This window comes from Streptomyces umbrinus (assembly GCF_030817415.1).
Taxonomy (GTDB): domain Bacteria; phylum Actinomycetota; class Actinomycetes; order Streptomycetales; family Streptomycetaceae; genus Streptomyces; species Streptomyces umbrinus_A.
Genome location: NZ_JAUSZI010000002.1, coordinates 5408478 through 5427887, shown reverse-complemented (window position 1 = coordinate 5427887; position 19410 = coordinate 5408478). Strand labels below are relative to the sequence as shown.

The window sequence follows — 19410 nt, the reverse complement described above, 5'->3', positions numbered from 1 at the left end:
CGCAGCCCCGCTTTTAGGGGCGCGGGGAACTGCGCGACCAGCCCCCACCGGGCGCGCAGCCGCAGAACACACGCCATCGGGCCTACGGCCACAGCAGTTCGCGGCGCCAAGTGGACTCGGTGCGGTGGTACGCAAGGCGTACATGGCGTCGGTGGGGGTCGCCCTGGAAGAACTCGACCTCGTCGGGGGCAAGGACGTACACCGTCCATGAGGCCGCGGGGGCGTCCGGCTCCTGCTCGGCGCGCCGCCAGGCGGCCTCGGAGGCGCGTTCCAACTCCTCGTAGGAGTCGAGGACTTCGCTCTGGCGGCCCACCAGCGCGGAGGCGAGGGCGCCGGTCGAGCGGGCGTGCAGGTCGGCGTGAGCGACCTGGGGCGGGGCGACGGTGACCCGGCCTCGCACCCGGATCTGCCGACCCTGCGCGGGCCAGTAGAAGCAGAGAGCCGCGTACGGCCGGGCCGCCAACTGCCGGCCCTTGCGGCTGCCCGCGTGCGAGGCGAAGTGCCAGCCCTCCTCGTCGGCGCCGTGCAGCATCACGATCCGTACGTCGGGCCGGCCCTCCTCGTCCGACGTGGCCAGGGACATCGTGTGCGGCTCGGTCTGCCCTGCCCCCACCGCCTCCGCGAACCACTGCTCGAACAGCGGCAGCGGTTCCGCCGGGGCGGTGTCCGGGGTGAAGCGGGGCAGCTCGGTGTCCCAGACCCGCTGGGCCCGCAGCAGCCGTACGAACTCGGAGGGGGGCGGGGACGAGGAAGGGTCGGTGCTCATGGGGCGATTGTCGCGCCTGCCTCCGGCTCAGACCGCGCCGAGGTCCGACGACAGCCAGCGTTCGGGGCGCATCCGGACGACCACCTGGGTGCCGTGTTCCTTCCAGGAGAAGTCGACGTACCCGTCGACCTTGTCGGCCGGGAGGTAGCGGGCCGAGATCTCGTGGAGCTGCTCGCGGGTGGCGGGGGTCGTGTCGAGGACCGGGCCCTCGACGGACACGTACCGGATGGTGGGTTCGAGCCGGTCGACCATGAGGGTGAACCGGCCCGCCGCGCTGAGCAGTTGGTTCTTGCGGGAGTCCGCCTGGATCAGGATCCATACGGTGCCGTCGGGCTCGTACTGGTACCAGATCGGCACCGTGAGCGGGGCGCGGCCCGCCCCGGCGTCGACCGCGAACGCGGCGATGTGCGGCTCTTTCAGGAACGTCTCTCGCTCTTCACGGGTCAGGGCCATGCGGGGTCCTCCGGAGTGCGGGCGGTGGTGATTCCCTTTGGTTCTTCAGCGTGTTCTGTCCAGTTACGTATTCCAGTTCCGCGGGCCGGATACGTGGTGCCGCGCGGAACGCGTTCATGGCCGCTCGGTGGGCGTACCCCCCTTCCATGGTGGAGCCAGCACCACCATGGGTTCGGGTGTGGGCTGTCTCGTTGGGACGGGCGGGCGACGGCATTGTTGAACTCAGTCGATCGCAGGGGTTCACGGCCCCGCCGCCCGGAAGGAAAACCCCATGAAGTCGCAGCTCGCGCAGCAGCCGGTGACGGTGGGCGAGGTCGCTCCCGGGCCGTTCGCCTCCTTCGTCCGGTTCGTGGTGTGCGGTGGCGGGATCGGGGTCCTCTCCAGTGGTGCGGTGGCGCTGCTGGCCGGTGCGATGCCCTGGGCGGTGGCGAACGCGGTCATCACCGTCGCCTCGACCGTCCTCTGCACCGAGCTGCACGCGCTCTTCACCTTCGGGACCGGTAAGCGGGCCGGCTGGCGCCAGCACTGGCAGTCCGCCGGGTCGGCCACGGCGGCGTACGCGGTGACCTCGCTCGCGATGCTGATCCTGCACTTCGTGCAGTCGTCGCCCGGGATGCTCACCGAGCAGGTCGTCTACCTCAGCGCCTCCGGGCTCGCCGGGACAGCCCGCTTCCTGGTGCTGCGGCTGTTCGTCTTCGCGGGCGGCAGGGACGGGGGCCGGGACCAGGACCGGAAGCAGGTCCAGGACCGGGACCAGTTCCGGGACCGCGCCTTCGTCCGCAGGGCCGCCGCTGCCCGGCGCCGGGTGGTCTCCGTGCCGACACGCCTGCCGAACCGTGTCCTCACTCCCGCGGCGCTCACGGTCGGATCATGAGCCTCGGATCGCGAGTCGAGGGTTTCGCCGATTAGTTTCTCCCGTCCTCGCCGTCTGTCCCGACGACACAGAGACGACGCAGAGTTGACCGACCAGCTCTGCCGGAACCTGGAGGAACCTCATGAGGAAGATCACCGCCGGACTGTTCATCTCGCTCGACGGCGTCGTCGAGGCGCCCGACCAGTGGCACTTCCCGTACTTCAACGACGAGATGGGCGCGGCCGTCGGTGCGACCTTCGGTACGGCCGACACCATGCTGTTCGGCCGCACGACCTACGACAGCTTCGCCGGGGCGTGGCCCGAGCGGGAGGCCGCCGGCGGTGAGGACGCCGGGTTCGCGAAGCAGCTCGGTGACGTGCGGAAGATCGTCGCCTCCAGGCAGAAGCTCGCGTTCAGCTGGCGGAACTCCGAGCAGTTGGAGGGTGACCTCGTGGAGACCGTCACCGCGCTGAAGAACGAGGAGGGCGGGGACATCGCCCTCAGCGGTTCCGTCTCCGTCGTACGGCAGTTGCTGGGCGCGGGGCTGTTGGACGAGCTGCATCTGCTGGTGCATCCGATTGCCGTGCGGAAGGGGATGCGGTTGTTCGAGGAGGGCGACTCCTCGATTCCGCTGAAGCTGATTTCTTCGCAGACGTTTCAGACGGGGGTTGTGAGCCTGGTTTATGGGCCGGAGGGGGTGGCTGGTGCCGGCACGTATGAGGAGGCCAAAGGCCATCTTCCTCAGGGGGAGTAGTAGGGCTGGGGTGGTTGTCGGGTGCGGGTGGGCGGGGGCTGGTCGCGCAGTTCCCCGCGCCCCTGAAAGACTGCGCAGTTCCCCGCGCCCCTGGGTGGGTGGGGGCGGTGTGGTGTGTTGGGTGCGGGTTCGTTTGGGCTGAGCGCGCAGTTCCCCGCGCCCCTAAAAGCGGGGCTGCGCCCCAGGCTTTTGTCTTTTGAGGGGCGCGGGGAACTGCGCGACCAGCCCCCACCACCCGCAGACTCACGACATGCCCCGTCCAAGTACCACCGTCCCCGACGAGCAGAACCAGCCGCCCGTTCCTGAGGCGACGGCCAGTTCTGGGAGGTGGCCGTCGGGGCGGTGGACCTGGCGGGCGCCCGCCTCGCCGCGGAGTTGGCGGACCGCCTCCACGAGGAGGAACAGGCCCCGCATGCCGGGATGTTGGGCCGACAGGCCACCCCCGTCCGTGTTGACCGGGAAGTCGCCGCCGGCGACCTTCAGGCGGCCCTTCTCCACGAACCGACCCCCCTCGCCCTTCTCGCAGAAGCCGAGGTCCTCCAGCGTCACCAGGGTCATGTAGGTGAAGGCGTCGTAGATCTCGGCGAAGTCGATGTCCTGCGGAGCAACCCCCGCCCGCCGGAAGGCGGTTCGGCCGCTCACCGCAGCCGGTGACACCGTGAAGTCGGGCCACTCCGACATCGTCGTGTGGGAGACGTGCTCCCCGGTGCCGAGGATCCGGACGGGAGTCGTACGGCAGTCCTGGACGTACTCCTCGGCCGCGAGCAGGACCGCCGCCCCGCCGTCGGAGCGTATGCAGCAGTGCAGCTTGGTGAAGGGGTCCGCGATCATCGGGCCCGACAGGACGTCGTTGACCGTGATCGGGTCGCGGAACATCGCGTCGGGATTCAGCGCGGCGTTGGCCCGCGCCTGGACCGCCACCGATGCCAACTGCTCCAGCGTCGTGCCGTGTTCGTGCATGTGGCGGCGCGCGGCCATCGCGTACTTGGCGATCAGTGTGTGGCCGTACGGGACCTCGAACTGCAGTGGACCGCGCGCGCCGAACGACAGGTTGCCCGTGCGGCGGCCCGCCTTGATGTCCGCGCGGGCCGTGGACCCGTACACCAGCAGGACCGCGTTGGCGTGCCCGGCGGCGATCGCGTCCGCCGCGTGGGCCGCCATGACCTCCCAGGTGGAGCCGCCGACGGAGGTGGAGTCGACCCAGGTGGGCCGCAGGCCGAGATACTCGGCCACCTCGACCGGCGCCAGCGTGCCGAGGCCCGCCGAGGCGAAGCCGTCGATCACCGTGCGGTCCAGGCCCGAGTCGGCCAGGGCCCGGCGGGCGGCCTGGGCATGGAGCGCGTACGGCGTCGCCTCGTCCACCCGGCCGCAGTCGGAGAGGGACACGCCGACGACCGCCACCTTCCGCTGAGTCATGAATCTGACGGTACATCAGATTCGATGGGCTCCGGCAGGGTGCAACAGGGTGTCACGCCTCTGTGCATCTGGCCGTCGCCGCTCTAACATGACGCGCCGTCAGATGCGAAGGAGTGTGCTGCCCATGGACGCCACCTTCACCGCGGAGCAGGAAGAGATCCGCCGCACCCTCCGTGAGCTCCTCCTCAAACGCTGTGGCCCGGAGGAGGTCAGGACCGCCGTGCAGAGCGAGGGCGGGTACGACCCCGCGCTCTGGGAAACCCTGGCCCAGCAACTCGGGCTGCCCGGGCTCGCGTTGCCCGAGGCGTACGGAGGAGTCGGCTGCTCCGTCACCGAACTCGCCCTTGCCAGTGAGGAGTTGGGGCGGAGCCTTGCCCCCTCGCCGCTTCTCGCCACGGCCGTGCTCAGCGCGCCTCTGCTGCTGGCCCTGGGGAGCGAGCGGCAGCGGGCCGCACTGCTGCCCCGTATCTCCTCCGGCGAACTCACCGCCGCCCTCGCGGTGCCGGGCGCGAGCCTGACCACAGCCCTCGGGCTGACCGGCGACAACCGCGGAGACTGGGCGGGCGGCGGCCGCGCGGGAGGCGTACAGGCGCGGCAGACCGACGGCGGATGGCGGCTGTACGGGCAGGCCGACCAGGTGCTCGACGGGCACAGTGCGGGCCTGCTGCTCGTGTCCGCGCACACCGGAGGCTTCGCCCGCTCTCGGACTCTCCTCTTTCTTGTACGGGACCCTCTCGTGCAGGGCTCTCTCGGCCGGGACGGTTCCGGGAGTGCCGGGGTGACCCGTGTGCGGCTTACCTCCCTCGACGAGACGCGGTCGCAGGCGCGGATCCAACTGCGGGACGTGGAGGCCGAGTTGCTGGGCGAGGAAGGCGAGCCCTCGGACGTTGCCGGGGCGCTCGCCGCGGTCGGTGACTCGGCCGCCGCCGTCCTTGCCGTGGAGGCCCTCGGTGCCGCCGACCGCGTACTGGAGCGGACCGTCGAATACGTCAAGCAGCGTGAGCAGTTCGGGCGCGCGATCGGGTCCTTCCAGGCCGTGAAGCACCGGCTCGCCGATCTGTACGTACAGGTGCAGGCGGCACGTTCGGCGGCGTACTACGCGGCCTGGGCGACGGCCGTCGGGGAGGAACGGGTGGGCGGGCTCGCGCTGGCCCAGGCACTGGAGGCGCTGCGGATCACCTCCTCCGAGGCCGTGCAGCTGCACGGCGGCATCGGGTTCACCTGGGAGCACGAGGCGCATCTGTACTTCAAGCGGGCGGCCGGCGACGAGCTGCTCTTCGGGCCGGTGCACCGGCTGCGGGAGCACGCGGCGGACGCGGCCCGGCTGTTCGGCGGCGGGGAGGTGGCGGTCTGATGGGCGCCGGAGTAGGAGTTCGGATCGTGCAGAGGGTGTCCTCGACCCGTGGTTTCGCGAAGGTCGCGCCCCATCTCATTCCCGCGATGGACCGTGCCGTCCACCGGCTCACCCGCGGAAAGGTCCTGCTCAGCGCCCAGATGCTGCCCGGCGTCATCCTCACCGCACGCGGCGCGAAGAGCGGACTGACCAGGCGTACGCCGCTGGCCTGCATGCCGGAAGGAGGGAAGGGGAGGGAAGGCACGAGCTGGATTCTGATCGGGTCCAACTTCGGGCGTACGGACCATCCGGCCTGGACCGCCAACCTCCTCGCCCATCCTGACGCGGAGGTCAGCTGGAAGGGCAGGGACATCCCGGTCACCGCGCATCTTCTGCGGGGCGAGGAGCGGGACACGGTCTGGAAGGCGCTGCTGGAGTTCTGGCCGCCGTACGCGACGTACCAGGCGCGGGTGGAGCGGGAGATCCGGCTGTTCCGGATCGTCCGGCGGGAGGAACCCGGGAGTTCCGGGAGTTCCGGGAGTTCCGGGAGCGCGACAGGCGGCAGCCCACCTGAGTGAACTGCCGCCTGCGTGACAGGACTTGTGCCTGGAAAGACCCGGCGTCCGGCGCGGGGTGCGGCGGACTACTTGGTCGGCTTCTTGCCGGTCACACCCAGATGCACCAACAGGGCGAGGTTCGGCTTCAGTTCGGCCTGCTTCACGCCCCAGGACTGGAAGCCCTTCTGGTGCGAGGCCACCGCCGCGAGCATCGCGACGAGGGAACCCGCCATCGCTGCCGGGCTGACGTCCTTGTCGACCTTGCCCTTCGCCTGAAGCTCCTTGACCGTGTCCGTGAGGGAGTTGTTCACGGAGTTCAGGATCTTCATACGGATCTTGTAGAAGCGTTTGTCGCCCTCGGCGGCGCCCAGGTCGACGACTCGGAGGATGGCGTCGTTTTTGCGCCAGAACTCCAGGAAGCCGTCGACGAGTTCCTGTGCGGTCTGCCAGCCGGCCTTGCCGACCCAGGAGCGCCCTTCGAGGAGTTCGGTCAACCCGGCGCCCTCCGCCGCCATTTGCTCTGCAATCTCCAGGACGGCGCCCTCGACGTCCGGGAAGTACTGATAGAAGGTCGCCGGTGAAGTGCCTGCCTTCCGCGCGACGTCGATGACTTTGACGTCGCGGTAGGGCGAGGAGCTGAGCATCTCGCTGAGGCAGTCGAGCAGCTTCTGCCGCGTCGCCTGCCCGCGCCGACCGGCCACACGGCCGTCGACGGTACGCACTTGTCCTGTCATGCCGTCAGCTTACCGAGGGGTGATCGGAGCGCGATTCGGCCGACTGCAAATGGGGTGCGCGGGCCCTCGGAGAGGGTCTGGAGGAGGGGTGCCGCCCGCCCTGCGGGATGCGTGAAAGGCCGTTAGCTTGGCCGCATGGCTGGATCTGAGGCATCTGCCGGTTTCGCCGAGGGCGTCCCCTGCTGGATCGACGCCCAGCTTCCGGACGTCGAGGCGGGCAAGCGCTTCTACGGCGAGCTCTTCGGGTGGACCTTCGAGCCCTTCGACAAGACGGAGGAGGCGACCGGGCCCGCCCCGGGCTCCTCGGGCTCCCCGGGCTCCCTGGAGTCCCCGGCCCCCGCGGCCTACGCGGGCCCCAGCCCGTACGCGGGCTCCGTACGGGCGCACCTCGACGACCGGCCCGTGGCGGCCCTCGTACCGAAGCGGGACGGGCGGATGCCCACCGTGTGGACGGTGTACTTCGCCACCCCGGACGCCGAGGACCTGGCCGACCGGATCCGGGAGGCGGGCGGCCAGGTGATCACGGCACCGGTGCCGGTGGGCCCGTACGGCACGATGGCGCTCGCCGCCGACCCCGAGAGCGCGGTCTTCGGGCTCTGGGAGGGCGGCACGCTCCCCGGCTTCGGCAGACGGCACGGGCCCGGCTCCTTCAGCTGGGTCGAGCTGTACGCCCGGGACACGGCAGTCGCCGACTCCTTCTACTCCGGTCTCTTCCACGACGCCCTCTTCGGCCCCGGCACCACCCGCGACTTCGGCCGGGTCCTCGTCACCGAGGCCTTCCCGGCGGAGATGCCGCCCCACTTCCTCGTTCACTTCGGGGTGCAAGACTGCGAGGCGCTGCTCGGGACGGTGGTGCGGCTCGGCGGACGGGTCCAGGCGCCGCCTTTCGACACGTCGTACGGGCGCGTGGCCGTCGTCACGGACAACCAGGGGGCGTCCTTTGCCCTGCTGCAAACTTGAAATTCGCGTGCTTCAGTACTGAAGGGCGTATGAACGGCGTGCGCAAAGCTGCGAAAGGCGTCGAAAAACACCGGGCGGCGTTGAAAAGCAAGGCAAGCGCGGGCCTTTTGTCCCAGGGCGCGCTAAGACATCCCGATTCGGGCCCGGGTTCGCAACCGGAGCCGCGGCCAGGAAGAATCGGGGTGCGTGCCGCCGGAGCGGTTCGGTGGTGAGACGCTGCGCAGTGGCTGAAGCTGCGGCTGGAGCGGTGGCTGGAAGCGCGGCCGCGTACGGGGAGGTGGCAGGCAAGTGGTGGATCAGCTGACACAGCACGATCCGCGGCGGATCGGGCCGTTCGAGGTGCTGGGACGGCTGGGAGCCGGCGGCATGGGGCTGGTCTATCTCGCGCGCTCGGCCTCGGGCCGGCGGGTGGCGATCAAGACGGTCAGGACGGAGCTCGCCGAGGACCAGCTGTTCCGGGTCCGCTTCTCGCGCGAGGTGGAGGCGGCCCGTGCCGTCTCCGGCTTCTACACGGCCGCCGTGGTCGACGCCGACGCGCGCGCCGCCGTGCCGTGGCTGGCCACCGCCTACGTGCCCGCGCCCTCCCTCGAAGAGATAGTGACCGAGTGCGGGCCGATGCCCGCCCAGGCGGTCCGCTGGCTCGCGGCGGGTGTCGCGGAGGCCCTGCAGTCCATCCACGGGGCCGGTCTGGTCCACCGTGACCTGAAGCCCTCGAACGTCCTCGTCGTGGAGGACGGGCCGCGCGTCATCGACTTCGGTATCGCCTCCGGGGTGTCGAACACACGTCTGACGATGACCAACGTCGCCGTCGGCACCCCCGCCTACATGTCGCCCGAGCAGGCGAAGGACTCCCGCAGCGTGACCGGCGCGAGCGACGTCTTCTCGCTCGGCTCGATGCTCGTCTTCGCCGCCACCGGTCACGCGCCCTTCCACGGCGCGAACCCCGTCGAGACCGTCTTCATGCTCCTGCGGGAGGGCCCGGACCTCGAAGGCCTCCCGGACGAGCTGCGCCCGCTCATCGAGTCCTGTATGCAGATGGAGGCGACGGGCCGCCCCAACCCGGCCGACCTCCAGGCCCAGCTCGCACCCCACCTCTTCGGCTCCGGCTCCGACGACAGCGGTACGGCGTCCGCGTGGCTGCCCGAGCGGGCCGTGGGCCTCATCGAGCAGCGCCGCGGTGGCCGCCCGGCGGCCAAGCCGTCCTCCGGCCGCAGCGGCGGACGCGGCGCCCCCGTGGTGCCGCCCCCGCCGCCCCACGACCCGCCGCCCGTCCCGGTCGGCGCCGGTACGGGCCGGCACGGCGGCCCGCCCGACACCGGGCCCGTACGCCTCGCGGGCGCCCAGGTGCCCATCGGCCCCGGCCCGCGGGTCGCCGACGCCCGCGCCGCCGCCGTGAAGGCACCTCCTCCCGAAGCCGGCCTCGCCGCCTCCTGGTCCCGGCCGCGCCCCGGCGTGAACGGCGCCGACCTCCCCGGCGCCGGGCCCGTTCCGGTGCCCGCGCCCGCGGCGGCCCCCGGCGGCGACTCCGCCACCTCCTGGCGGCCGTGGCGCTTCCGCATGTCGAACGACGTGTGGGGCACCCCCGCCGTCGCCGGCGACCTCGTCTACGTCACGTCCTTCGAGGTGCACGCCCTGGACGTGGCCACCGGGCGGCGCCGCTTCAAGACCCGGGACGTCGCCTGGTCGATGGCGGTCGCCGGCGGCCGCGTCCACGCCTCCGACGGCCCCACCCTCTTCGCCTTGGACGCCCGCGAGGGCACCGACCTGTGGCGGCTGCCGACCGACGCCTGGGTGTACTCCCTCAAGGCCGACCGCGGCACGGTCGTCACCGGCACGCGCGGCGGTGGCGTACAGGCCTGGGAGGCCGCCAACGGGCAGAAGCTCTGGGAGATCACCGGCGCCCAGACCGACTTCGAGTCGCCCGAGGCCGGACCCGCCGTCCACGACGGCACGGTCTATGTCTGGAAGGACGCCCGGCTGCGCGCGCTGGAGGCCCGTACGGGGGAGGAGCGCTGGTCGTACCCCATCGGGGACGCGGCGTCCTGCGGCGGCGTGCCCGTCCGGATCACCCAGGCCGACGACGGATACGTGTACGTGTCCGCCGGTACGCGGGTGCTCGCCATCGATGTCGCCGGTGGGCATGTGCGCTGGCACTTCGAGGCGCCTGCCGTCTTCCTCAGCCCGCCGACGTTCGCGCCGGGGCCGGCTGTCACGGGCGGCGGGATCTATCTTGCCGACTACCTCGGCACGGTGTACGCGCTCGATGCGACCGACGGGCGCGATCGGTGGCGTATCGCCACGGAGGCGCGGTCCTCGCTCGATCCCGTGCTTGTCTCCGCGGGGCATGTCCATGTGGGGTCCGGGAAGGGGCTCTACACGCTCGACGCCGTCACCGGTACGCCGAAGTGGCGCTTCCAGGCGGGGGGTGACGTGGTGGGTGCGCCCGCCGTTGCCGACGGGCGGATCCACTTCGGGTCCACCGACCATCTGCTCTACACGCTGAAGGCCGATGACGGTCGGTTGCGGTGGAAGCTGGCCACTGGTGGGGAGATCACTGGGGCGCCCGTTGTCAAGGACGGGGTGGTGTATGCGTGTAGCAAGGATCGGTGTGTGTACGCGCTCGATGCGGAGAAGGGAACGGGGACTGCCCGTTCCTGATGGCGCGGGCCGGGTGTGGGTGCGTTGTCGGGTGCGGCCCGGTGGGGGCTGGTCGCGCAGTTCCTCGCGCCCCTGAAAGATGCGCCTGCCGTTTGTCGTCCGGTCGGGGCCGCGACGGGGCATCCGATCGCAGCTGTGTCATCCGGTACCTATGGGGTGCCCATCGGAGGTCGTGCTGCGATCGGAAACCCCGACACGACCCCTTCGGCCGGGGGCGACTGCCGCTGGGTGGGGCTGCGCCCCGTCAGGGGCGCGGGGAACTGCGCAGTCTTTTGGCTTTTAGGGGCGCGGGGAACTGCGCGATCAGCCCCCACCGGCCCGCAGATCCCCACGACCGGTGGACGCGCTCAGCGGTAATCCGTCGGCGGACCATCGAGTGTCGGTACCGCCGGGTCCGGCGGAGGTACGTACACGGGCTCCGCCCGCACTCCACGGCCCCGTAGGACCACGGAAGCCAGCAGCAGGAGCAGACCACCGCCGAAGGCGAGCCCCGTGCCGGGGCCCAGGCCGTTGGTCGGGGTGGCGGAGATTACGAGGTTGCCCTCGGCCTGGCCCACTCGGATCAGCCAGAGGACGGTGAAGGCGAGGACGATCACGCCGGCCAGGGCCACCAGCAGTCGCGACCGGAGCAGCAGCCCGGCCAGCGTGATCAGTGCGGCGCCCGCGAAGGGCAGGAAGAGTGAGGCGAAGAGCTCGGCGGGGATGTTCGTGACGCCGCCTGCGGAGAAGAGGTCCCCCAGGCGGTAGTGCCGGCCGTGACGGCCGTCGTACCAGGCACGGAAGGGGCTCCATACGGCGGCCGTCGCTCCGGCGAGAGCGAGGACGGACCCGAGCAGGTTGCGGACCATGCGCGGACCTCCGTTCCCGGGCTCTCGATGCCGACGCTACGCCGGGTCCCCGACCCCCGCCACGCGACGGACACGCTCAGTGACGGCCCGGGGCGGGGAGGCTCGGACTGGTGGTCAGCGGGTTCGGAAGCCCGTCCGGCGGCCGGTGAACAGGCCCGCCTGTGCCTCGCTCGGGAGGTTGCCCATCGAGACGAGATGCGGGGCGTGCGCCAGCGCGGCCGTCCGGGTCGCCTCCTTTGCCGCCCATACGGCCCGTACGGTCCCCTGCACGGCCTCGGTCGGGTAGGAGGCGATGATGTCCGCGCACCGCACGGCTGCGGCCGGCGCCTCACCGGGCGCGGTGACCTCGCTGACCAGCCCCACCTCGTACGCCCGCCGCGCGGAGACCCGCTCGGCCGTGCCCATCAGCGCCATCCGGGCGACCTCCCCGAACGGCATCCGCTGCGCCAGGAGGATGGACTCGTACGCGCTGACCATGCCGTACGTGGTGTGCGGATCGAAGAACGTGGCCGTCTCGTCGGCGATCACGAAGTCCGCCTCGCCGATGAGGTAGAAGGCTCCGCCGCATGCCATCCCGTTCACGGCGGTGATGACCGGCTTCCACAGGTCGCACGCCTTCGGCCCGATGGTGATCAGCGGATCGTCCACCATGTAGGGGGAGTTGGGCTGCGGGACGTCGGCATCACGGTCGAGGCCTGTGCAGAAGGCCCGGTCGCCGGCGCCGGTGAGCACGATCGCCCTTACGGAGTCGTCGAACCTGAACTCCCGCCAGGCGGTCGTCAGTTCGGCGGCGGTGGTGAGGTCGATCGCGTTGAGCTTCTCGGGGCGGTCGAGGGTGACGACCGCTACGCCTGTGTCCTTGTCGGTGGAGAGGTGAAGGGTCATGGGCGCTCCAGTACCCAGCGGGGCAGCGCGATGCCGCTCTTGCCGTCCTTGCTGTGTGTGAAGACCACCTGCACCTTTGCCCCGATCCGTATTCGCTGCTGGGTGACGGAGTTGAGCGGTGCCTCCGGACCGCTGACGAGGTTGCCCACGATCCGGATGCGCGGGGCATCCGCCAGTTCGACGACGATCACGTTGTACGGGGCCTGCGCCGCGTAGTCGGGCAGGAGAGGCGGATGGGGGATCACGTACGACCAGACGCGGCCCTTGCCGCTCATCCTGCGCCACTCGCTGTCGAAGGAGTGGCAGTGCGGGCAGCAGGGCCGGGGCGGGAAGCGGAGTTCGCCGCAGTCGGGCTCGGCGCAGGCCTGGACGCGCAGCTCGCCCCGGGCGGCGTACTCCCAGAAGGGGGCGCCGTCGTCGTCCACGACAGGTGTCAGCATGTCGGCCCTTCGGATATTTGGTTCGGCGGATGGTCGGGCGGTCAGGTCCTCAGGAGGAGGGCGGATGTCGGTACGCCCTCGCCCGCCGTGACCAGGCAGGTGGCCGCGTCCGGGACCTGTGCGGTGCTCGTGCCCCGGAGCTGCTTCACGCCCTCGTTGATGAGGTTGAAGCCGTGGACGTACGCCTCCGAGAGGCCGCCGCCGCTCGTGTTCAGCGGCAGCCGTCCGCCGATCTCCAGGGCGCCGCCCTCGGTGAACGCGCCGCCCTCGCCCCGGCCGCAGAAGCCGTAGCCCTCCAGAGAGAGAGGGATGAGAGGGGTGAACGCGTCGTAGATCTGGGCGACGTCCACGTCCTCCGGGGTGAAGTCCGCGTGTTTCCAGAGGTGTCGGGCCGCCGTCCAGGCGGGGCCCGTCAGCGGGTCGTCGTTCCAGTAGTTGACCATGCCGTGGTGCTGGGCGGGCAGGCCCTGGGCGGCGGAGTGTACGTACACGGGCCGGCGGCGGCAGTCGCGGGCGCGTTCGGCGGAGACGATGACGCAGGCCAACGCGCCATCTGTTTCAAGGCAGTTGTCGAAGAGGCAGAGCGGTTCGCTGATCCAGCGCGAGGTCATATACATGTCCCGGGTCAGCGGGCGCTCGTACATCATCGCCGCAGGGTTCTGGTTGGCCCGGTTGCGGCAGGCCAGGGCGACGTTGAAGAGGTGGTCGCGGGTCGCCCCGTACTCGTGCAGATAGCGGCGGGTGAGCATGGCTATCTCGTCGGCCGGGCGGAGGAGGCCGAAAGGGCGCGTCCACTGGGCGGGGGTGGGGAGTTGGACGGCCGTGTTCTTCCACGGGCGTGGGCCGCTGCCGCGCTTGCGTGAGCGCCAGGCGACTCCGACCGTCGCCTGGCCGGTGGCCACGGCGGCGGCCAGATGCGCGACGGTCGCGCACGAACCGCCACCCCCGTATCCGACCTTGCTGAAGAAGGTGAGGTCGCCGAAACCGACGGCCTTCGCCACCTCCACCTCGTCCGTCTCCTCCATGGTGTAGGAGGCGAGCGCGTCGACCTCGGCGGGGGAGATCCCTGCGTCGTCGAGGGCGGCGAGGATCGCCCGGCAGGCCAACGCCTTCTCACTCTCGGGGAGTTGCTTGGCGAAGGGGGTCTGCCCGATCCCTACGACGGCCGTGGCGTCCTTGAGTCCTGCCCCTGTCATGGGCGCACCTCCACCGTGGTCCAGGAATGCTGACAGGGCGTCAGGCTACAGCTAATCTGACGGGTAGTCAGCTAGTGGGAGTCGACCATGGGGAGGCTCGTTGTGCGCGGTGACATGGAGTGGGGCACCATTCCGGGGCTGGTGCGGGGGGCGGCCGACCGGTACGCCGACGTGGAGGCGGTAGTCGAGGGCCGCACCCGCGTCTCGTACGCGGAGTTGGGCGCCCGGGTGGAGCGCGCGGCGGCGGCCTGCGTCGCGAACGGCGTCAACCCCGGTGACCGCGTGGCCATCTGGGCGCCCAACACCCTGGACTGGATCGTCTCCTCGCTGGGCGCGGTGTCGGCCGGCGCGGTCCTCGTCCCGCTCAACACCCGCTTCAAGGGCACGGAGGCGGCGTACATCCTCTCCCGGAGCCGGGCGAAGCTGTTGTTCGTGACGGGGACGTTTCTGGGGACGTCCTACGTGGCGTCGCTTCGGCGGGCGGCAGGGGAGGGCTCGGGGTCCGCGAGTCCGCTCGGCGGGCTTCCGCATCTGGAACAGGTGGTCGTTCTCTCGGACGACGCCCCGGCCGACTTCCGTACCTGGAAGGACTTTCTGGCCAGTGGGGACGGCGTGGCGGCGTCGGACGTACGGGCGCGGGCCTCGGCGGTGGAGTCGTCGTCCCCCTCGGACATCGTCTACACCTCGGGCACGACGGGCCGCCCCAAGGGCGCGGTGATCACCCACGCGCAGACACTGCGGGCGTACGAGGTGTGGAGCGATCTCGCGGGCCTCCGTGAGGGCGACCGCTATCTGATCGTGAACCCCTTCTTCCACACCTTCGGCTACAAGGCCGGTGTGATCGCCTGTCTGATGCGGGGCGCGACGATGATCCCGCAGCCCGTGTTCAACGTGGACACGGTCCTCGCGAACGTGGCCTCGGAGCGGATCTCCGTCCTGCCCGGCCCGCCCACCCTCCACCAGTCGCTCCTGGACCACCCGGGCCGCGACGCGTACGACCTCTCGCCCCTGCGTCTGGTGGTGACGGGCGCGGCCGTGGTGCCGTTGCGCCTGGTGGAGCGGTTGCGGGAGGAACTTGGGGTCGACACGGTGCTGACCGCCTACGGCCTCTCCGAGGCGAGCGGGATCGTCTCGATGTGCCGACGCGGGGACGAGCCCGGTGTGATCGCGTCGACGTCGGGCCGCGCGATCCCGGGCACGGAGGTGCGGGTGGTGGACGCGGCGGGCGTCTCCGTCGCCCCCGGCGCCCAGGGCGAGGTCCTGGTCCGCGGTTTCAACGTCATGGGCGGCTACTACGAGGACGCCCGGGCCACCTCCGAGGTCCTCACCCCCGACGGCTGGCTCCGCACCGGCGACGTCGGCGTCCTGGACCCGGCCGGCAACCTCCGGATCACCGACCGCATCAAGGACATGTTCATCGTCGGCGGCTTCAACGCCTACCCGGCGGAGATAGAGCAACTCCTCGGCCTGCACCCGGACGTGGCCGACGTGGCGGTGATCGGAGTACCGGACGCGCGGCTCGGCGAGGTCGGCAGGGCGTACGTCGTGCGGCGGCCGGGAGCCGTGGCGACCGCGGACGACCTCATCGCCTGGGCCCGACGCGAGATGGCGAACTACAAGGTGCCCAGGACGGTGGAGTTCGTGGGCGAGCTGCCGAGGAACGCGAGCGGGAAGGTCGTCAAGGGCGAGCTGCGGGCGCGCTGAGGGCTGGTTCGGAAGCGGGAGTACGGGCAGACGCGCGGCCGGATCGTCCCGGCCGCGCGTCTGCCCGTACTCCCGCTTCCGGTCTCGTGGCGCCCCGCGCTATTCGCGGGCGGACAGTGCATGGGCGGGGGCCGTGCGCAGTGCCTGGCGGGTGGGGAGTTCGACCGTGATGAACGCGGTGCAGATCACGGTCAGCGCGACGGCGGGGAGCAGCCACACCGGGCCCGCGGGCCACGGCCGGTCCAGAAAGCCGATGCCGAGCAGCGCGAGGGGGATCGCGGACAGCAGCAGGCCGGTGGTGAGGGCGGCGGCCCCGATCACCGCGGCCTCGCGGCGCATCATCGCGAGGATCTGGCGCGGCGTGGTGCCGTTGAGGCGGAGCGTGGCGATCTCGCCCTGCCGCTGGGCGGTGGTGGCGACGAGCTTGTTGGCGATGCTGAGGAGGAGGTAGCCGAGGAGTACGACGATGAGGGCCAGGTTGATCCAGACCTCCGGCGGGGCGTCGCTCAGGCTGCCTCCCGATCCGGTGTCGGTGGGCTCAACGGTCAGGCCGGGGCGGGCCGCGGCGAGGGCGGTGAGGGCGCGCCGGGCCGCTTCGGTGCCGTCGGTGCGGACGAGGACGCTCTGGTCGAGGCCCGCGGTGGTGTGGCCCGCGGCGAGGTCGTGGGAGAGGGCGAGCGGGCCGAAGCCGAGGGCGCGGTCGTAGACGGCGACGACCCTGGGGCTGACCCGGGTGCCGTCCCCGAGGACGAGGGTGATGCGGCTGCCGAGTCCCGAGCCGGGGGAGCGGGCGACCTCGGTGCTGACGGCGACCGTGTCGCCGGTGAGCCTGGCCAGGCTGCCGTCCCTTACGTCCAGGTCGAGGACGCCCGACGCGGCCGGGGTCAGGATCATGGCCGAGCCGGATTCGACGACCGGGTCACCGAACTGCTTGTACTCCCGGATCACGGTGGTGTCGCTGACCGGGGCCGCCGCCTCGACGCCCGAGGTCCTGGTGACGGCGGCGAGGGTGCCGGCGGGCAGGCCGCCGAGGCCCGGCGCGGTCAGGCGCTGCTGGGCGAGGGTGCCGGTGCGGGTGTCCTGCACGGTGGCGCTCATGACGGTCGTCTGGGCCAGCGTGTAGGTCAGGACGAACACGACCGCCATGGCCAGGGCACTGACGACCCCGGAGAGCCGCAGCGCGTATCCGCGGATGTTGGACACCGCGAGCCAGGTCGGCGCCGAGACCCCGGGGCGGAGCCGGCGGCCCGCCGCGTCGCCGATGCCCCGGACCAGGGCGGGACCCGACAGGGCCAGACCGATCGCCCCGATGATCCCGGCCATGGAGGTGGCCGTCGCGCCGAGGACCGTACGGCTCAGCAGCGGTACGACCGACAGCGTGGTGGCGGCGACGATCAGCAGCAGCCCGAAGCGGGCCCGCATCTTCGACGGCGTGCGGGGTTCGCTGCGCGACTCGGCGACCGCCTCGGTGGCCGGCATGCGCGAGGTGCGCCACGCGGCGCTGCGGGCCGACACCTGCACGGCGAGGCCGAGGAGCAGGACGGTGGCGAGCGCGGGCAGCGGGCTGAACGTGAGCGGCAGGGTTTCCGGGATCACTTCGCGGTCGACGAGCATCCGCCGGAACTGACCGGCCAGCAGATAGCCGAGGCCGACTCCGGGCACGACCGCCACGACGGCGATGATCGAGGCTTGTCCGGCCGCAAGTCGCCTGATCTGCTTGGGAGTTGCGCCGACTGCCCGCATCAGGGCCAGATCGCGGCGCTGGCCGCCGATCGACACGGCGAGCGCGCTCGCCATCACGAACCCGATGATCAGCATGATGATCCCGCCCAGCGAACTGGCCAGCAGGATCAGCAGGGAACGGGCGGCGCCCGCGCCGGGGGAGGCGATGTCGCCGCGCTCGGAGCCGGTGGAGACGATCAGGTCGGCGGGGGCGGCGTCGCTGGTGTCTGTGCTGGTGCCTTTTCCGGTGTTCTTGATCTTCTCGCGGGCCGCTGCGGCCACCGAGGCCTCGGTGCCGGGCTCGGTGCGCAGGGCGACGAGGTCCACGGTCCCGGCGCGCTCCCCGTCGGCGCGGCCGGACAGCCGTACGGCCGTCGGGTCGGCGAAGAGGATTCCGGCGTCCGGTGCGTCGACGAGCGCCGTGACGCGGTAGGTGGCCGCGGCGCGGCCGGCAGCGGCGACCTCGACCCTGTCGCCCACCCGGACTCCCGCGGTGGCGGCCGTGGCGCGGTCGAGGGCGACCTCGCCGGTGCCGGCCGGAGCGGATCCGTCGACCTTCGCGTCCACGAAGAGCTTCGTCGAGGACCAGCCGTGCCCGGCCGTCCGCGGGTCCTGGGTCGGTACGACCTGACCGTCGGCGTCGACGAGGGCGGCGGGGAAGCCGATGTCGCCGACCGCGGCGGTGACGCCGGGCAGTTGGGCCAGCTCGTCGACCAGCTCGGCCGGGACGGTGCCGCGCTCCGGGAGGGCTATCGGCAGGTCGGGGCCCGAACTGAAGCTCTGTTCGGTGGAGACCACGACCTCAGCGCCGGAGAGGCGCCCGGCCGGCAGCTGGGAGCGGAACCCGGACTCGGCCATCACTCCGGTGCCGGTGATCAGGGCCGCTCCGCCGAGGACCGCGCACGCCACCGCCAGCAGGGCGGTGATCCGGTGTCCGGCCATCCGGACCGCGAGATGCAGCATGGTTCTAGACCTCTCCGAGCTTGACGAGACGGTCGGCCAGTTCGGGTGCGGTGGGCTGGTACAGGCGCTCGACCACCCGGCCGTCGGCCATCACCACCGCGTGGTGCGCCTGGGCGGCGGCGGCCGGGTCGTGGGTGACCATCACCACCGTCTGGCGCAGCTCGTCGACGAGTTCGCGCAGCAGGCCGAGGACCTCGTGGGCGCTGCGCAGATCCAGCGCTCCGGTCGGCTCGTCGGCGAACACGACGGCCGGCTTGGCCACCAACGCCCGTACGATCGCGGCCCGTTGCTGCTGGCCGCCGGAGAGCTCGGCGGGCCGGTGCGACAGGCGGTCGGCGAGACCGACCCGCTCCACCAGTGCCCGCAGCCACTCCCGGTCGGGGGCCCGCCCCGCCAGGCGCAGCGGCAGCGTGATGTTGTCGGCGATGCTGAGCGCGGGGACCAGGTTGTAGGACTGGAACACGAACCCGATGTGCTCGCGGCGAAGTTCGGTGCGGCGGGTCTCGTTCAGCCCGGCGATCTCCTGGCCGCCGATGCGGATGCTCCCCGAGGTGGGGGAGTCGAGACCGGCGGCGCAGTGCATCAGCGTGCTCTTGCCGGACCCGGAGGGCCCCATCACGGCGAGGAACGTGCCGTGCTCCACGGCCAGCGACACGTCGTCGAGCGCGTGGACGCCTCCCGCGTACGTCTTGCTGACGTTCGCCAGCGCGATGGCGGGAGCGGTCCGCGTCGCCGCCGGGTGGGCGGCTCCCGCGTGGACGCCGCTCATCGCCGGCCCCGCAGGTGACGGGTGACGAGCGCGGTCACGCACAGCGCGGTGACGGCGCCGCAGGCCAGGTGGACCTGGGTGGAGGCGGCGCCGTAGGAGGCCACCATGTTGCCGACGGTGCTGATGACCAGCACCAGCCACAGCGTCGTACGCACGACGTCGTTGCGGCTGACCGCGGTTTTCGTCGGGTCCGTGCTCTCGGTGCCGCTGGTGAGGCGGTAGGGGTCCGTGGTGGCCATCGCTGTCCCTCTTCGGATTCTTCGAACTCTTCGGACCCTCGGCGGGTCTCGCTGACGTCACCGAAACTACGGATCAGGACCCTGGGCGGCCGAGCCCGCCAGCAGCCCGAGTGGGGGTACAGCAGGCTGTACCTCTACGCTCCTCATCGACAGCGAACCG

18 protein-coding genes are annotated in these 19410 nt (G+C 71.5%); 7 read left to right on the top strand and 11 right to left on the bottom strand.

The features are described 5' to 3' along the window. Positions 1 to 82: 82 nt before the first annotated feature. A complete protein-coding gene (locus QF035_RS23565) occupies positions 83 to 766 on the bottom strand; it encodes a pyridoxine/pyridoxamine 5'-phosphate oxidase (RefSeq protein ID WP_307522522.1) in 684 nt (227 codons plus the stop codon). 27 nt (positions 767 to 793) lie between these two features. Continuing rightward, the gene (locus tag QF035_RS23560) at positions 794 to 1219 is read right to left on the bottom strand and encodes a pyridoxamine 5'-phosphate oxidase family protein (protein WP_307522521.1); all 426 of its coding nucleotides are present in this window, start codon (positions 1217 to 1219) and stop codon (positions 794 to 796) included. Positions 1220 to 1490: 271 nt separating this feature from the next. Here QF035_RS23560 and QF035_RS23555 point away from each other — a divergent pair, with 271 nt between their 5' ends. Together QF035_RS23555 and QF035_RS23550 are read left to right on the top strand one after the other, a co-directional pair. Then, a complete protein-coding gene (locus QF035_RS23555) occupies positions 1491 to 2093 on the top strand; it encodes a hypothetical protein (protein ID WP_307522520.1) in 603 nt (200 codons plus the stop codon). Between the two features lie 121 nt (positions 2094 to 2214). Beyond that, positions 2215 to 2826 (top strand): dihydrofolate reductase family protein, encoded by a 612-nt coding sequence (locus tag QF035_RS23550; RefSeq protein WP_307522519.1) that lies wholly within the window; start codon positions 2215 to 2217, stop codon positions 2824 to 2826. 243 nt (positions 2827 to 3069) lie between these two features. Here QF035_RS23550 and QF035_RS23545 read toward each other — a convergent pair whose 3' ends face one another. Next, positions 3070 to 4242, bottom strand: coding sequence for a thiolase C-terminal domain-containing protein (locus QF035_RS23545; protein ID WP_307522518.1), 1173 nt, complete (start codon positions 4240 to 4242; stop codon positions 3070 to 3072). Between the two features lie 124 nt (positions 4243 to 4366). On the opposite strand from QF035_RS23545, the gene QF035_RS23540 reads away from it, so the two are divergent. Next, a complete protein-coding gene (locus QF035_RS23540; protein ID WP_307522517.1) occupies positions 4367 to 5596 on the top strand; it encodes an acyl-CoA dehydrogenase family protein in 1230 nt (409 codons plus the stop codon). Further along, the gene (locus tag QF035_RS23535) at positions 5596 to 6153 is read left to right on the top strand and encodes a nitroreductase/quinone reductase family protein (protein ID WP_307522515.1); all 558 of its coding nucleotides are present in this window, start codon (positions 5596 to 5598) and stop codon (positions 6151 to 6153) included. Before QF035_RS23540 ends, QF035_RS23535 begins: the two co-directional genes overlap by 1 nt. A gap of 65 nt (positions 6154 to 6218) precedes the next feature. Here QF035_RS23535 and QF035_RS23530 read toward each other — a convergent pair whose 3' ends face one another. After that, a complete protein-coding gene (locus QF035_RS23530) occupies positions 6219 to 6866 on the bottom strand; it encodes a TetR family transcriptional regulator (RefSeq protein WP_079052949.1) in 648 nt (215 codons plus the stop codon). Between the two features lie 135 nt (positions 6867 to 7001). On the opposite strand from QF035_RS23530, the gene QF035_RS23525 reads away from it, so the two are divergent. Both QF035_RS23525 and QF035_RS23520 read left to right on the top strand, forming a co-directional pair. Continuing rightward, positions 7002 to 7826 carry a VOC family protein gene (locus QF035_RS23525; RefSeq protein ID WP_307522514.1) on the top strand — a complete coding sequence of 275 codons (825 nt, stop codon included), beginning with the start codon at positions 7002 to 7004 and terminating at the stop codon, positions 7824 to 7826. Between the two features lie 288 nt (positions 7827 to 8114). Next, entirely contained in the window at positions 8115 to 10484 is a 2370-nt protein-coding gene (locus QF035_RS23520; RefSeq protein ID WP_307522513.1) for a serine/threonine-protein kinase, read from the top strand. 347 nt (positions 10485 to 10831) lie between these two features. Here QF035_RS23520 and QF035_RS23515 read toward each other — a convergent pair whose 3' ends face one another. The 4 genes from QF035_RS23515 to QF035_RS23500 all read right to left on the bottom strand — a co-directional run bounded on the left by QF035_RS23515 (position 10832) and on the right by QF035_RS23500 (position 13853). Further along, a complete protein-coding gene (locus QF035_RS23515; RefSeq protein WP_307522512.1) occupies positions 10832 to 11332 on the bottom strand; it encodes a hypothetical protein in 501 nt (166 codons plus the stop codon). Positions 11333 to 11446: 114 nt separating this feature from the next. Beyond that, positions 11447 to 12217, bottom strand: a complete 771-nt coding sequence (locus QF035_RS23510; protein ID WP_307522511.1) for an enoyl-CoA hydratase/isomerase family protein — start codon at positions 12215 to 12217, stop codon at positions 11447 to 11449. Next, positions 12214 to 12657, bottom strand: a complete 444-nt coding sequence (locus QF035_RS23505) for a Zn-ribbon domain-containing OB-fold protein (RefSeq protein ID WP_307522510.1) — start codon at positions 12655 to 12657, stop codon at positions 12214 to 12216. Before QF035_RS23505 ends, QF035_RS23510 begins: the two co-directional genes overlap by 4 nt. Before the next feature lie 41 nt (positions 12658 to 12698). Further along, the gene (locus QF035_RS23500; RefSeq protein WP_307522509.1) at positions 12699 to 13853 is read right to left on the bottom strand and encodes a lipid-transfer protein; all 1155 of its coding nucleotides are present in this window, start codon (positions 13851 to 13853) and stop codon (positions 12699 to 12701) included. Positions 13854 to 13940: 87 nt separating this feature from the next. On the opposite strand from QF035_RS23500, the gene QF035_RS23495 reads away from it, so the two are divergent. After that, a complete protein-coding gene (locus QF035_RS23495; RefSeq protein WP_307522508.1) occupies positions 13941 to 15557 on the top strand; it encodes a FadD3 family acyl-CoA ligase in 1617 nt (538 codons plus the stop codon). Between the two features lie 99 nt (positions 15558 to 15656). Here the strand turns inward: QF035_RS23495 and QF035_RS23490 are convergent, their stop codons facing one another. From QF035_RS23490 to QF035_RS23480, 3 genes are read right to left on the bottom strand one after another with little or no spacing between them, the layout of a single operon-like run. Beyond that, entirely contained in the window at positions 15657 to 18242 is a 2586-nt protein-coding gene (locus tag QF035_RS23490; RefSeq protein ID WP_307522507.1) for an FtsX-like permease family protein, read from the bottom strand. Between the two features lie 4 nt (positions 18243 to 18246). Further along, positions 18247 to 19011: an ABC transporter ATP-binding protein gene (locus QF035_RS23485; RefSeq protein ID WP_307522506.1), complete on the bottom strand. Its 765-nt coding sequence runs from the start codon at positions 19009 to 19011 to the stop codon at positions 18247 to 18249. Then, a complete protein-coding gene (locus QF035_RS23480; RefSeq protein ID WP_307522505.1) occupies positions 19008 to 19250 on the bottom strand; it encodes a hypothetical protein in 243 nt (80 codons plus the stop codon). Before QF035_RS23480 ends, QF035_RS23485 begins: the two co-directional genes overlap by 4 nt. Positions 19251 to 19410: the final 160 nt, after the last annotated feature.

What these genes read in the sequence shown, in the direction of transcription:
- QF035_RS23565 (WP_307522522.1), bottom strand. Translation starts at nt 766, where the DNA reads ATGAGCACCGACCCTTCCTCGTCCCCGCCCCCCTCCGAGTTCGTACGG.
- QF035_RS23560 (WP_307522521.1), bottom strand. Translation starts at nt 1,219, where the DNA reads ATGGCCCTGACCCGTGAAGAGCGAGAGACGTTCCTGAAAGAGCCGCAC.
- QF035_RS23555 (WP_307522520.1), top strand. Translation starts at nt 1,491, where the DNA reads ATGAAGTCGCAGCTCGCGCAGCAGCCGGTGACGGTGGGCGAGGTCGCT.
- QF035_RS23550 (WP_307522519.1), top strand. Translation starts at nt 2,215, where the DNA reads ATGAGGAAGATCACCGCCGGACTGTTCATCTCGCTCGACGGCGTCGTC.
- QF035_RS23545 (WP_307522518.1), bottom strand. Translation starts at nt 4,242, where the DNA reads ATGACTCAGCGGAAGGTGGCGGTCGTCGGCGTGTCCCTCTCCGACTGC.
- QF035_RS23540 (WP_307522517.1), top strand. Translation starts at nt 4,367, where the DNA reads ATGGACGCCACCTTCACCGCGGAGCAGGAAGAGATCCGCCGCACCCTC.
- QF035_RS23535 (WP_307522515.1), top strand. Translation starts at nt 5,596, where the DNA reads ATGGGCGCCGGAGTAGGAGTTCGGATCGTGCAGAGGGTGTCCTCGACC.
- QF035_RS23530 (WP_079052949.1), bottom strand. Translation starts at nt 6,866, where the DNA reads ATGACAGGACAAGTGCGTACCGTCGACGGCCGTGTGGCCGGTCGGCGC.
- QF035_RS23525 (WP_307522514.1), top strand. Translation starts at nt 7,002, where the DNA reads ATGGCTGGATCTGAGGCATCTGCCGGTTTCGCCGAGGGCGTCCCCTGC.
- QF035_RS23515 (WP_307522512.1), bottom strand. Translation starts at nt 11,332, where the DNA reads ATGGTCCGCAACCTGCTCGGGTCCGTCCTCGCTCTCGCCGGAGCGACG.
- QF035_RS23510 (WP_307522511.1), bottom strand. Translation starts at nt 12,217, where the DNA reads ATGACCCTTCACCTCTCCACCGACAAGGACACAGGCGTAGCGGTCGTC.
- QF035_RS23505 (WP_307522510.1), bottom strand. Translation starts at nt 12,657, where the DNA reads ATGCTGACACCTGTCGTGGACGACGACGGCGCCCCCTTCTGGGAGTAC.
- QF035_RS23500 (WP_307522509.1), bottom strand. Translation starts at nt 13,853, where the DNA reads ATGACAGGGGCAGGACTCAAGGACGCCACGGCCGTCGTAGGGATCGGG.
- QF035_RS23495 (WP_307522508.1), top strand. Translation starts at nt 13,941, where the DNA reads ATGGGGAGGCTCGTTGTGCGCGGTGACATGGAGTGGGGCACCATTCCG.
- QF035_RS23490 (WP_307522507.1), bottom strand. Translation starts at nt 18,242, where the DNA reads ATGCTGCATCTCGCGGTCCGGATGGCCGGACACCGGATCACCGCCCTG.
- QF035_RS23485 (WP_307522506.1), bottom strand. Translation starts at nt 19,011, where the DNA reads ATGAGCGGCGTCCACGCGGGAGCCGCCCACCCGGCGGCGACGCGGACC.
- QF035_RS23480 (WP_307522505.1), bottom strand. Translation starts at nt 19,250, where the DNA reads ATGGCCACCACGGACCCCTACCGCCTCACCAGCGGCACCGAGAGCACG.